This window comes from Pseudomonas sp. PICF141 (assembly GCF_002286815.1).
Lineage (GTDB): Bacteria > Pseudomonadota > Gammaproteobacteria > Pseudomonadales > Pseudomonadaceae > Aquipseudomonas.
The window spans coordinates 21550-34436 of the sequence record NZ_MUNM01000065.1; the positions used below are offsets into that span (position 1 = coordinate 21550).

Annotated in this window: 11 protein-coding genes and 1 pseudogene; 3 read left to right on the forward strand and 9 right to left on the reverse strand. The window is 59.3% G+C overall.

Features of this window, described 5'->3' with window-relative positions; genetic code table 11:
• Positions 1-96: 96 nt before the first annotated feature.
• Genes BZL43_RS17975 through BZL43_RS17985 form a run of 3 tightly spaced genes read right to left on the reverse strand, consistent with a single transcriptional unit; the run spans position 97 to position 5311 of the window.
• Positions 97-3147 (reverse strand): efflux RND transporter permease subunit, encoded by a 3051-nt coding sequence (locus BZL43_RS17975; protein ID WP_095633550.1) that lies wholly within the window; start codon positions 3145-3147, stop codon positions 97-99.
• A complete protein-coding gene (locus BZL43_RS17980) occupies positions 3144-4211 on the reverse strand; it encodes an efflux RND transporter periplasmic adaptor subunit (protein ID WP_095633551.1) in 1068 nt (355 codons plus the stop codon). Before BZL43_RS17980 ends, BZL43_RS17975 begins: the two co-directional genes overlap by 4 nt.
• On the reverse strand, positions 4208-5311 hold the full coding sequence (locus tag BZL43_RS17985) for an efflux RND transporter periplasmic adaptor subunit (RefSeq protein WP_095633552.1): 1104 nt from the start codon (positions 5309-5311) through the stop codon (positions 4208-4210). The genes BZL43_RS17980 and BZL43_RS17985 overlap by 4 nt, the downstream gene beginning before the upstream one ends.
• 213 nt (positions 5312-5524) lie before the next feature.
• Between BZL43_RS17985 and BZL43_RS28005 the strand changes: the two genes are divergently transcribed.
• Positions 5525-5677 carry an AAA family ATPase gene (locus BZL43_RS28005; protein WP_143517874.1) on the forward strand — a complete coding sequence of 51 codons (153 nt, stop codon included), beginning with the start codon at positions 5525-5527 and terminating at the stop codon, positions 5675-5677.
• Positions 5635-5853: pseudogene (locus BZL43_RS17990) on the forward strand (AAA family ATPase); the annotation flags it as partial. The gene BZL43_RS28005 and the pseudogene BZL43_RS17990, both read left to right, overlap by 43 nt.
• A gap of 425 nt (positions 5854-6278) precedes the next feature.
• Here the strand turns inward: BZL43_RS17990 and BZL43_RS17995 are convergent.
• The 4 genes from BZL43_RS17995 to BZL43_RS18010 all read right to left on the reverse strand — a co-directional run bounded on the left by BZL43_RS17995 (position 6279) and on the right by BZL43_RS18010 (position 10454).
• Positions 6279-7061: a MetQ/NlpA family ABC transporter substrate-binding protein gene (locus tag BZL43_RS17995; RefSeq protein ID WP_095633553.1), complete on the reverse strand. Its 783-nt coding sequence runs from the start codon at positions 7059-7061 to the stop codon at positions 6279-6281.
• Positions 7062-7329: 268 nt separating this feature from the next.
• Entirely contained in the window at positions 7330-8262 is a 933-nt protein-coding gene (locus BZL43_RS18000) for a sigma 54-interacting transcriptional regulator (protein ID WP_095633554.1), read from the reverse strand.
• 60 nt (positions 8263-8322) lie between these two features.
• The gene (locus BZL43_RS18005; RefSeq protein ID WP_095633555.1) at positions 8323-8904 is read right to left on the reverse strand and encodes an alpha/beta hydrolase; all 582 of its coding nucleotides are present in this window, start codon (positions 8902-8904) and stop codon (positions 8323-8325) included.
• A gap of 476 nt (positions 8905-9380) precedes the next feature.
• Positions 9381-10454 carry a fatty acid desaturase gene (locus tag BZL43_RS18010; RefSeq protein WP_095633556.1) on the reverse strand — a complete coding sequence of 358 codons (1074 nt, stop codon included), beginning with the start codon at positions 10452-10454 and terminating at the stop codon, positions 9381-9383.
• A gap of 100 nt (positions 10455-10554) precedes the next feature.
• On the opposite strand from BZL43_RS18010, the gene BZL43_RS18015 reads away from it, so the two are divergent.
• Entirely contained in the window at positions 10555-11559 is a 1005-nt protein-coding gene (locus tag BZL43_RS18015; protein ID WP_095633557.1) for an AraC family transcriptional regulator, read from the forward strand.
• Between the two features lie 137 nt (positions 11560-11696).
• Here BZL43_RS18015 and BZL43_RS18020 read toward each other — a convergent pair whose 3' ends face one another.
• On the reverse strand, positions 11697-12056 hold the full coding sequence (locus BZL43_RS18020) for a response regulator (protein WP_095633558.1): 360 nt from the start codon (positions 12054-12056) through the stop codon (positions 11697-11699).
• Positions 12057-12131: 75 nt separating this feature from the next.
• The gene (locus tag BZL43_RS18025; RefSeq protein WP_095633559.1) at positions 12132-12812 is read right to left on the reverse strand and encodes a Crp/Fnr family transcriptional regulator; all 681 of its coding nucleotides are present in this window, start codon (positions 12810-12812) and stop codon (positions 12132-12134) included.
• Positions 12813-12887: the final 75 nt, after the last annotated feature.

Consider the following 12887-nt stretch of genomic DNA (forward strand, 5'->3'; position numbering starts at 1 on the left):
GCCTCTTGGGACGCTCTGCGTCCCTGCGGCTGTGACGCAGAGCGTCACTGGCTGCATTCCCACGCGGAGCGTGGGAACGATCATTAGCGCTCGCCTCTACGCCTCTTTCTTCGGCTCGCGAACCTTGTACCAGGCCACGTACAGCGCCGGCAAAAACAGCAGCGTCAGCAACGTGGCGATGATGATCCCGCCAATCATCGCGTAGGCCATCGGGCCCCAGAACACTTCCCGGGCAATCGGGATCATCCCCAAACTCGCCGCCGCCGCCGTTAACAGAATCGGCCGGCGACGGTGTTCCGTGGCTTGCACTACTGCGTCCCACGGCGTGTAGCCGCTCTTCTCGAAAGAGTCGATCTGGGTCACCAGAATCACCGAGTTGCGGATGATGATGCCGATCAGCGCCAGAATCCCCAGAATCGCCACGAAGCCCATCGGCGTACCGGTCGGGATCAGCGCCAGCACCACGCCAATCAACCCGAGCGGTGCGACGCTGGCCACCAGGAACAGCTTCTGCACACTGTGCAGCTGGATCATCAGGAAGGTCGCCATCAAAAACAGCATCAACGGCACCACCTTGGCAATCGGTCCCTGGGCCTTGCCGCTTTCCTCCACGGTACCGCCGGTGGCGACTTTGTAGCCCACCGGCAAACTGGCGGCGAACTTGTCGATCTCCGGCTTTAGCTGTTGCACCAGGTCGGTCGGCTGAATCTCGTCGCGCACTGCAGCCTTGATAGTAATGGTCGGTTTGCGATCACGACGCCACACCAGCGGCTGCTCGAGTTCATACCGCACCGTGGCAAAGGCCAGCAGCGGAATCGACGTGCCGCTCGGGGTGACGATCTGCAAGTTCTCCAGGGTTTTCGGACTGCCGCGTTCGGCATCCTCGGCACGGCCCACCACGTTGATCAGGTAGATATCATCATCGACCTGCGTAACCGGCAAGCCGACGACGATGCTGTTCATCAGGTTCGCCACATCCTCCGACGACAGCCCCAGTTGCCGCGCCCGGTCTTGGGCGATGTCGATGCGCAAGACTTTGCCCGGCTCGTTCCAGTCGTAAATGATTTCGCCGATGTGCGAGTTCTTGTCCAGCTCGGTGGCCAGGGCAATCGCATGTTTGCGCACCTGATCGATGTCTTTACCGCTGACCCGGTACTGAATCGGGCGCCCCACCGGCGGGCCCATTTCCAGCGCCTGGACGTAACTGCCGATACCGACGAATTCTTCGCGCAGGCGCTTTTGCAAACGCTCGGTCAGGGCCGTGCGCGATTCCAGGCCTTTGCTGACGATCACCAGTTGTGCGTAGTACGGGTTTTGCAACTGCTGGTCGAGGGGCAGGTAGAAGCGGATTGCCCCTTCGCCGATGTAAGTGCTCCAGCGCACGATGTCCGGGTCGTCCTTGAACGTCGCTTCAAGCTTGTCCACCACCTTGCGGGTTTCGGCGATCGAAGCGTTTTGCGGCAGGTTCAGGTCGACGAGAATTTCCGGGCGGTCGGAGGACGGGAAGAACTGGTTCTGCACGTACTGCATGGAAAACACCGAGAGCACAAACAGCGCCACGGTGATGCCGATGGCCCACCAGCGATTGCGCATGGCCCAGAGCAGGCCGCCATTGAATGCCCGACCGATGCGCCCTGGCTCCTCGTCGTGAGGTTTCACCTTGGCGCTCAGAATATGCACACCCAGCACCGGGGCGAACAGCACGGCGACGATCCACGACACCAGCATCGCCACGGCGATCACCGCGAACAGCGTGAAGGTGTACTCACCGGCCGAGCTTGCGTTCAAGCCGATCGGCACGAAACCGGCGACGGTGACCAAGGTGCCGGTGAGCATCGGGAATGCGGTCGAGGTGTAGGCGAAGGTCGCCGCCTGCTCTTTGGTTTCACCCATTTCCAGGCGCGTGACCATCATCTCCACGGTGATCATCGCATCGTCCACCAGCAAGCCGAGGGCGATGATCAGTGCCCCCAGGGAAATCCGCTGCATGGTGATGCCGCTGTATTCCATGAAGAGGAACACCATCGCCAGCACCAATGGAATCGAACACGCCACCACCAGCCCGGCGCGCACGCCAAGGCTGACGAAACTGACGATCAGCACGATCACCACGGCTTCGAACAGCGCACTGGTGAAACCGCCGACGGCTTCTTCCACTACGTCGGCCTGGTCGGACACATTGTGCACACCGACGCCCACCGGCAGGTCCGCCGTCAGCTCATCCATGCGCTGGTGCAGCGCCTTGCCGAAGTCCTGAATGTTGCCGCCCTTCTTCATGGCGATCGCCAGGCCAATGGCCGGCTGGCCATTGAAGCGAAACTCCGGGGTGGCCGGGTCGACGTAGCCACGGCTGATGTTGGCGATGTCGGCCAGTCGATAGAAGCGATCGTTGAGCTTGAGGTTGACGTTGGCCAGGTCTTTTTCAGAAGCAAACTGGCCTGAAGTCCGCACCGAAATCCGCTCAGGACCGGCCTCGATCACCCCCGCCGGGGTCACGGCGTTTTGTGATTGCAGGCTCTGCACCACCTGGCGCTGATCGATGCCGAGGGCGGCGAGTTTGCGGGTGGAAAAATTCAGATAAAGGACTTCATCCTGCTCGCCGACCATCTCGACCTTGCCCAGCCCCGGGACTTCACGGATTTCGGCACGCACCTGTTCCACGTAATCGCGCAACTGGCGCATCGACAGGCCATCGGCGGTAAAGGCATACACCGAACCGAACACGTCGCCGAACTCATCGTTGAAACCCGGCCCTTGCAGGCCCTTGGGGAAGTCACCGCGAATGTCGTTGATCTTCTTGCGCACCTGGTACCAGATCTGCGGAATGTCCTTGGCACTGGTGGTGTCGAGCAGGTTAACGAAGACCGTTGATTCGCCTGGGCGTGTGTAGCTTTTCACGTAGTCGAGGGAGTCGAGTTCTTCGAGCTTTTTCTCGATCCGGTCGGTGACCTGCTTGAGTGTCTGTTCCTGGGTCGCGCCGGGCCAGCGAGTCTGGATCACCATGGTTTTGATGGTGAACGAGGGGTCTTCTTCGCGCCCCAGGTTCAGGTACGAGAACACGCCCATCAGCAGCGCAACGAACATCAAATACCAGACAAACGACTGATGCTTGAGGGCCCACTCGGATAAGTTGAAACTCCCTTTCATTGCGGGCTGTCCTCGTCGATTTTCACTTTCTGCCCCGGTTTGAGGCTGTTCACACCTGCGCTGACCACTCGCTCGCCGGTTTTCACGCCATTGGCCAGGATCACCGTCGCATCGGTCTGGCTGATCAGGCTGACTTCCCTGGGCGAGACGGTTTGCGTCTGCGGATCAACGACCCAGATCCGCAGTTTTCCATCGACCTTCTGCAGCGCGCTCACCGGCAGTTCGAGGCGCGGCTTGATTGCGGAGCTGAGGGTCACGCTGATTGCCGTGCCGAGGCGAAAGCCCGGTGGCGTATCGGCCAGGCTCAGACGGGCGCGACGGGTGCGGGTCGCGCTTTGCGCCTGGGGTTCGATTTCGCGAACGATGGCGGTGCTGGTGATGCTCGGGTCCAGTTGTGAAGCCACCTGGAACACCACGTCGGCTGGCAACTGATCGACCAGGGTATCGGGCAGGTCGATCACCGCTTCCTTGATGTCCGGCTGCGCCAGGGTCACCACTTGCTGGCCGGCCGTGACCACTTGCCCGGCTTCGGCATTCCACGCAGTGACGATGGCTTTGTGATCGGCGCGCAGCTCGACGTAGTTGAGTTGGTCCTGTGCCTGATCGACAGCAGCCCTGGCTTGATCGAGGGACGCCTGGGTGGTTTTCAGGTCGGTCTGGGCGATGTCCAGTTGCGCCTGCGCGCCAACCCCGCGATTGAACAGTTCCTGCTGACGCCGGGCGTTGGCCTGAGCATTGATGAGCTGCGCCTGAATCCGCGCCAGATCACCCTGGGCGGAGCGCAACTGGTTCTGCTGATCGGTAGGATCGAGGGTGGCGAGCAACGCGCCCTTCTGCACTTCGGCGCCCACATCGACGTTACGGCTGGCGATACGCCCCGGCACCCGGAAACCGACGTTGCTTTCGTAACGGGCCTGAATGCTGCCGGCAAACCGGCCGAGGTTTTCTTGGTTGAGGGCCTTCACTTCCACAGACAACACCGGCCTGACCGGTTCTGGCGGCGCTTCCTCCTTGGAGCAGGCGACCAGTAGCGCAGCGGCGGACAACAGCAACAGGCGCTTCATGGCTGGACTCCTGTCGCCAGGGGCTGGTCGGTATCTTCGACAATCTCCACGCGCACGCCCGGATGCAGTAACTGGCCGCCCGCGGTGATGACTTTTTCGCCCCCATCAAGGCCAGCGCTGACAATGACTTTGCCGGTCAGGTAACGGCCAACGGTGACGGTGTGCAATTGCGCCTTGCCCTCGGCGTCCACCAGCCACACGGCCGGATCGCTGACATTTTTGGTCAGGGCCGACCAAGGCAGTTCTACCGCGGTTTTACCGACGGGTTTGGCAGTGGCGCTCACCACCGAGCCCAGTTGCATGCCCTCGGGAAGACTGTCGAGGCTGACTTTGACTTGCACCGTGCCGGTTTGCGCGGACACGGTTGGCGTGACTTCCCGCACGGTGCCCGTGGTCTTGATTTTCGGGTTGTCGAGCAGGCTGACCACAATCGATCTATCCGACGGCGGCTCACTCAGCAGTGACTCATAAACGTTGAAAACCGCGTCACGCTCGCCGTCCCGAGCCAGGCTGAAAATCGGCACCGTGGCTTGTACCACTTGGCCGACTTCAGCCTGGCGCGCGGTAATCACCCCCGGCGCATCGGCAATCAACGCGGTATAGCTCAGTTGATCACGGGCGTTGGCCAATTGCGCTTGAGCCGCGCTCAGCGCGCTTTGACTGCTGCGCAAGGCGGCTTGAGCAGCGTCATATTCGCTCTGGCTGGTATAACCCTTTGGCAGGAGTTTCTGTTGGCGGACGAAGGCGGCGGCGGTTTGTTTGACCCGGGCCTGTTCGGCAACGACCTGGGCCTGGGCCGAGTCGACACTGATCTGCAGATCTTTCGGGTCAAGTCTGGCCAGCACTTGTCTGGCCGAAACCCGGTCACCGACATCGACCATACGCTGGATGATCTTGCCGCCAACACGGAACGACAACTCGGTTTGCACGCGCGCCTGGACATCGCCGGTGAGTGTCACTGCGGCGGCGTAATCGGTTGGCTTGACCTCTTGCACGAAGACGCGTGGACGGTCTTTCTCGACGGGCTGTTTATCGCCACAGGCGGTCAGCAAGGCGATGAGGCTCAGGCCGACCATTGATTTCAATCCGGGACACGCCATGCAAACTCCTTTGCGTTGTACGAACGTGCAAGTGACGATACGACTGTGAGCTTAGAACAGTGTTCCACGTCTGCACGAGCGATCCTTATACTCCACTGATCGTTCCCATGCTCTGCGTGGGAACGCCGCCATGGACGCTCTGCGTCCACTGTGACGCGGAGCGTCACGGGATGCATTCCCACGCGGAGCGTGGGAACGATCAATGAGCAGCTCATGCTCAAAACCCTCGCGGTGGCCAATTACCGCTCGATCAATAAATTGGTGATTCCACTTGGCCGTTTGAACTTGATCACCGGCCCCAACGGCAGCGGCAAATCCAATCTACCAGTCTGCATCCGGACCTGTTGCCGACGCTGGCGCGCTTGATCATTCGAGCGTCCGGGCAGTGTCAGGTGTGGGTGGTGTCTCATGCGCGACGGTTGATCTTGGCGTTGCAGCAAGACCCGGAATGCAATTGCATTGTGCTGGAAAAGGATTTCGGCCAGACCGGGATGCTCGGGCAGCGGATGCTGGATGAGCCGGCGTGGTGTTGGCCGGATTGAGCAGCGTCTTCTCTGGCTGTTTGTTGCGGCAATGTAAGACGGCTATTTTCCTTTGCGCTGTAGGAAGGATCTTTTTTTCAAGACAGCCCTCCAAGGATGCACAGCTTTTGGCCAGACTCAGGGCCGAACCATCACAAGGAAGAGAAAAATGGCTGACATACACGTGCCACAGCAGCTGGATCCGCAAGATATTGTGAAATGGCTGGTGGCGTTGCGCAAAGCGCTGAAGGCGCGGGCGGCCTGAAACTTTAAAGCAAAAGATCGCAGCCTCGTTTCACTCGACAGCTCCTACATTGAAATGCAGATCCCTGTAGGAGCTGTCGAGTGAAACGAGGCTGCGATCTTTTGATCTTGGCCTAACAAAAAACGCCAACGCTGTAGTAGCCGCCGGCGTTGAAACTTTGAAGAGGTTTGACGGCGGTCGATCAGAACGCCGGCAGTACCGCGCCGCTGTATTTCTTGTCGATGAATGCCTTCACTTCCGGGCTGGTCAGGGCTTTGGCCAGTTTCTGGATGGCGACGTTGTCCTTGTTGTCCGGGCGCGCCACCAGGTAATTCACGTAAGGCGAATCGGCACCTTCGATCACCAGTGCATCTTTAGCCGGGTTCAGGCCTGCGTCCAGCGCATAGTTGGTGTTGATCATGGCCAGGTCGACCTGATCCAGAACACGCGGCAGCATGGCCGATTCCAGCTCCTTGAACTTGAACTTGTGCGGGTTCTTGGCGATGTCTTTCGGGGTGGCCACGGCGTTTTTCGGATCTTTCAACTCGATCAGGCCGGCCTTCTGCAACAGGATCAGGGCACGGCCGCTATTGCTGCCTTCGTTGGGAATGGCGATGGTTGCGCCGTCTTTCAGCTCAGCCAGGCTTTTGACTTTCTTCGAGTAGCCGCCAAACGGTTCGACGTGTACACCGATCACGGTCACCAGATTAGTGCCTTTGCCTTCGTTGAAGTTTTTCAGGTACGGCAGGGTCTGGAAGTAGTTGGCGTCCAGACGCTTCTGGTCGACCTGCACGTTTGGTTGAACGTAATCGGTGAAGACTTTGATCTCCAGGTCCACGCCTTCTTTGGCGAGGGTCGGCTTGATCAGTTCAAGAATTTCGGCATGTGGAATCGGGGTCGCCGCCACCACCAGTTTCTCGCCAGCCTGGGCCAGGCCCGCAGTCAGGGCAGCCGCCAATGCGGTAAACAACAGAACCTTTTTCATGCAGTGTCCTTATCGAAATTCGCGGCCATCATCGACGACGGCTGATTAGTACGAGTGCCAGTGAAGTGCTATCGCTGGCGTGACGCGGACAATACCGGGATTTTTTATTCCCGAACAATATCTTTTATTCACTTTGATATTCCATTTTGTTCATACAGATCTAACTCCCGCAAATCCCTGTAGGAGCGGGCGGTGCGGCGATCCGACTTGCCCACGAAGGCGCCCTCCAGACAGACCGAGTCGCCTGCTTCGCGAGCAAGCTTCGCTCCTACAGAAGCCCGGTGGTTTTGAGTAGTTGTTTCAAGGCGTCTTTCTCGGCGGCGGAGCCGTTGCCGAGTATCTGTTTGAGTTGCTGCTCGATCTGTAGCAGCGAAACGGGTGCCTCGGGCAAATTCAAATGCTGCGGCAAAATCTCCTCACCGGTACTCACCAACAACGCAAAGTGAATGACGTTCTCCAGCTCCCGGGTATTGCCCGGCCAGCTGTGCTGTTCGAGCAGACGCTGCGCAGTGTCGCTGATCAATGGCACCGGCAGAGCGAGGCGTTGGCTGTAGATGCCGAGGAAGTATTCGGCCAGCGACAAAATATCACCCACCCGTTCGCGCAAGGCCGGCAGTTCGAGCAGGCCTTCACTGAGGTAGTGATAAAGGCGCTCATGGAACTTTCCGGCAGCCACCGCTTGAGCCAGATCGATACTGGTGGCAGCCACCAGACGTACGTCCACCGGGCTTGGCTGCTGAGCACCAACGCGGGTGACTTCGTGGTTTTCCAGGGCTGCCAGTAATTTGATCTGAATGGGTAACGGCAAGTCGCCGATCTCGTCCAGATAGAGCGTGCCGCCATTGGCCGAACCGAACCAGCCAGCGCGACTGCTGGCCGAACCGCTGTAACTGCCGGCGGCATAGCCGAACAGTTCAGCGTCGGCGTAAGTCGGGCTGATCGCCCCGCAATTGACTGAAACGAACAATCCACCCCGGTCACTGGCGCGATGGATGTGCCGCGCCAGCAGTTCTTTACCGCTGCCGCTTTCACCGCGAATCAACACCGAGATCGAGCGTGGCGCCAATTGTTCCAGCTCCTGGCGCAACTGTCGGGAACGCGGATCGACAAATACCAACGCTTTGGCGCGAATGCTCAGCGGGCTTTTTTCCGCGTCAGGAAAGGTCAGCAGTGGCTGACCGAAGGTTTCATGCAGGCTCATGGCAGACTCCCGCCCCAAAACCGCTGGGAGGCGGGGGCGTTTTTTAGAAGAATAAAGGGTTCAAGCGCGACGCAGGGCGTGCTGTTCCATGCGGTTTTGCAGACGATAGAGGTACGCAAAACCTTGCTCCCAGCGCTGGTGACCGGACTTCACGTTGATGTGCCCAGCCCCCGATAAAATCCCCACCTCGGCCCCCCAATTGCAGGCCAGCTCCATCGCCCGGGGCGCACTCACGGCGCTGTCGTTATCGGAGCTGACAACCTGACTGGGGAACGGCAACAACGTTGTCGGAATCGGCGCAAAATTACGCAAGGCCGGCGCGCAGGCCGGGCGCTCGACGTCCGCTGGCGCAACCAGCAAAGCACCACGCACCTGGCGCAGAGAATTCAGTGGCGCCGTGGCCGCCCAATGGGCGACGGTGATGCAGCCCAGGCTGTGGGCAATCAGAATCACTGGCGTGCTGTCGGCGGCAATCGTCTCGGCCAGTGCCGCGACCCAGTCTTCGCGACGAGGCGTCAGCCAGTCGGCCTGCTCCACCCGTGCACTGTTGGGCAGGCTGTTCTGCCAATGGGTTTGCCAATGATCTTCTGGCGATCCTTGCCAGCCCGGCACAATCAGGTAGCGAATTGATTCGTTGCGCATGGGGAAACTCTCCTGCCGCGTGTCTGTTCGTGACCGAGTATAGGGAGGAGAGTTATATTCGTTAAGGAATAAGAAGCTATTTATTAAGACCAATATAGAATATTGAGGAATGTAGGAGCGAGCCTCTGTGGCGAGGGGGCTTGCCCCCGTTAGACTCCGTAGCAGTCGTAAACTGATCTAAGGGGCGCTTCGCACCCCAACGGGGGCAAGCCCCCTCGCCACAGAGCTTCCACAGGGTTGGCCTTGGAATAAAAAAGGGACCGCACCCTGCCAAGGAGACGGCCCCGGAAACTCGAATGCGGTTAGCGCTGATCAACAGGCTGCGACTCAATAATTGGCTGAATCGGCTATCCGATAAAGGAATATTTAATTCACTTTATAGGCCGAAAATGCATATGCGAATCGCTGCTTGGGTCACACCGTATCGTTCCTTTGGGTCAAATTGATGACCAGCATTTGAGTTTCCGGTTACATCATCAAACCTGAGCGACAGGCACCTTCTGCGTCTCGGGGGTTTCCTTGCGCACAAAGCGGTTCGCCCGCCCGAATGTGCCGAAATCATTGAACCGCACGCCCATCTCGCGCATCACCTTATGCGCCACGGGCACGGTCATCTGCCGAATGTAAAACGGCTCCTTCACCACAAAATGATGGATCCCGTGGCTGCTGCCGAAGTTGAAGCAAAATGCTTGTAACGGCCACATCCACCAAGGGTTCAATACTTGTGTCTGCTGGATCACATTGCCGGGTTCCACGTCACCGTAGTAATGCATGTTCGAGCTGACAAAATGCAGGCAGAACGTGCGCAATACGTTCGGACCGATAATCACCACGACCGCGATGTCGATCACCTGCATCACCGCCAAAATAGTCGCTGACCATTCGACGGGCGCCCCCAGCAGATGGGCAATGCCGTTGGCGGCGTGAAAACCGAGAAACACGTACCACGCCCCCCAATGCACCAGCGCCAGCGGTGCGTAAACCTTCAGAAAACGTTTGAGGATGCTGAACTTGTGCGCTCGGGTCTTGGCCCGCAGCAGGCGGATGAACGCCGACATCACGTTGTCGCCGACCATCAACAGCCGCGCGATTCCCCACGGCTCACCGTTGGTGATCGCCCGCTCTTCCATGTCGGCTTCGGTGCCGGACACTTTGTGATGGTTGAGGTGCAAATGACGGCGAATCCAGGGATTGATGGTGCTCGGTCGCGCCAGCCATACCAGGCCCATCATCAGATTGTGCGGCACCCGCTGTTTGCGGAAATACATGCTGTGGATCAGGTCATGCTCCAGCTCGTGGGTCAGCGAGGCGAAAAATGCATTGAGCAACAGGCACACCCACCAGGCCATGTACCCGGTGATGTAAAGCGCTGCGCAACCGATCATGCCGGCCAACGCGAAGGCCAGAATGCCCGCGCCCAAGGCGTCCTGATGGTTAAGAATCGGGTAGCGCTGACGCAGTTCGACGCCTTTGGCCAATACTACCTGGCGAATATGCGCTGATCGCTGTGCTGCATTCAGTCGCTGGTGACTTGCACAACTACCGTCCATGCTTTCATCCTCTGGTTATTGATGTTCGCATCCTGCCTTGCGATGCTGTACAGAGCGGTAGCCGTGAACGCCAACCTGTTGACCGGACGCGCCATTCAACATGACTGAACCGACTTCCCTCGCCAGCTGGACCCGTGCCCTGCGCAAGCAGCTCGAAGCGCTGGGGCTCGACAGCACAACCCTGTGCCAGCAGGCGGGGCTTGACCCGCACTTGATGGACGACCCGAACGCCCGTTACCCGTTGTCCGCCACCACGCGCCTGTGGCAAATCGCGGTGCAGGTCAGCGGCGATCCGGCGATTGGCTTGCGCGTATCGCGTTTTGTCAGCCCCACCACCTTTCATGCGCTGGGTTATGCGCTGGTGGCCAGTGGCAGCCTGCGGGAAGTCTTCGAACGCATCGTGCGTTATCACCAAGTGGTCAGCAACGCACTGGATCTGGAACTGATCCGCGCCGAAGATCGTTACTACTTCCGCCTGAAAATCCCCCCAGGCAACCCCGCGCCAGCCTTCGAGGCCATCGACGCCTTCGCGGCGATTTACGTGCGTACCTGCCGCAATCGCCTGGGCCGTGACTACGCCCCGCTGGCGGTTTACCTGCGCCGTCCGGAACCGGCCGACCCGCATCAATGGCACAAAGTGTTCCGCTCGCCGGTGTATTTCAACGCTGATGAAGACCGACTGGAGTTCGCCCTGGTGGATTTCGACAGTCACCTGGACGACGCCAACGCGGAGCTGGCCGAGCACAACGAAACCGTGCTCAAACGCACCCTGGCGCAACTCAAACCCCTGACCTGGGAACGCAAGGTTCGCGACGCCATTGAAGAGCAATTACCCGAAGGCGAACCATCGGCCGATCGCATCGCCCAGGCGCTGCACTTGAGTCTGCGCAGCCTGCAACGGCACCTGGCGGATGAAGGTTGTCGGTTCGATACGCTGCTCAATGAAAGCCGGGAGAACCTGGCGCTGCTGCACCTGCGCGATCCACTGTGTTCGTTAGGCGAAATCAGTTATCTGCTGGGGTTCGCCGATACCAGCAGCTTCAGCCGCGCATTCAAACGCTGGACCGGGATGACGCCGGGGCAGTTTCGGGATGGGTTGCAGTGACAGATTCGAAAGGTGCTTCGAGTTTCTCTTGGCGGGCAAGCCTCGCTCCTACGGGATTTATGTCGTTCTGACGGTCACAGATCCCCTGTAGGAGCGAGGCTTGCCCGCGAAAGCGTCATTCAATTCAGCGCATGCCATCAACGTTTACGCCGCAATACCTTGCGCACCCGCTTCACCAGCTCACTGACGGCAAACGGCTTGAGCAGGTAATCATCTTCATGCAATTCCAACCCGCGCAGCCGGTCTTCGATGCCGTCCTTGGTGGTGAGGAGCAGCACCGGCGTGTCGCCGAGCTTGCGGATCTGCTGCAGCAATTGCCAGCCGTTGAGCCCCGGCAGCATCACGTCGAGGATGATCAGTTCGTATTCACCGGACTCGATAAAGCGCCGGCCGTCCATGCCATTGAGCGCCACATCCACCGCGTAACTCGCTTCGCTCATGCCTTTGGCCAGGAGGCTGGCGGTCTCGGGTTCGTCTTCCACTAGCAACACACGCATGGCACACCTCGATTGTCGTCGTCACAGGCTAGGCGCGTTCGCGGATAAAGCCCATCAATAACATGGCGATCTTTTTTAGATCACCACCAACGCTCGCAACCGCTCGGCGTCAAGAATCTCGATCTCGCCATACTTGAGATTCAGGATTCCTTGCCCCTGCAAATCCTTGAGGAGCTGGTTGGTGGTCTGGCGCGACAACGACAACATCGACGCCAGTTGCTCCTGAGGCAATTGCAGAACACGGCGCGGCGGATCCAGTTCGCCGTAACCCTCGGCGATCATCAGCAAGCGATGCGCCAGGCGCGCCGGGGCTGGCATCAGGCTGAGCTGTTCGAGGTTGATGAAGGTCAGGCGCAGTTTGTGGCTCATCAGCAACGCCAGTTGCCGCCAGTAAACCGGTTGTTGGTCGAGTAGCTTCAGCAGCGTCGCTTGCGGGATGTGCAACAGGCTGCACTGGCCAACGGCATAAGCATCGTGGGTTCGCGGCTGGCCATCGAACAGGCAGATTTCGCCAAACCAGTGCGGCGGCTCCACCAGGCTCAGCAGCGCCTCCTTGCCCTGCTCGCTCACCGCGCCAATGCGCACCGCCCCTTCAAGGACTGCATACAACCCGCACGGCGGATCTCCGCGTTTGAAGAGCAATTGCCCCGACGCCAGATGCCGAACCCGGGCCGCAGCCAGCAGACTATCCTTTAAGAGAACAGGACTGAACCACTGCCCCGTCTCCAGGCGCGAACGCCAAACCTGCATACCCATGAAAACTCCTGGAAATTGTCGCCTGGCTGACAGAGCGAGAGATGAAACCCGGGGCATCATCCATCAACCCTACAG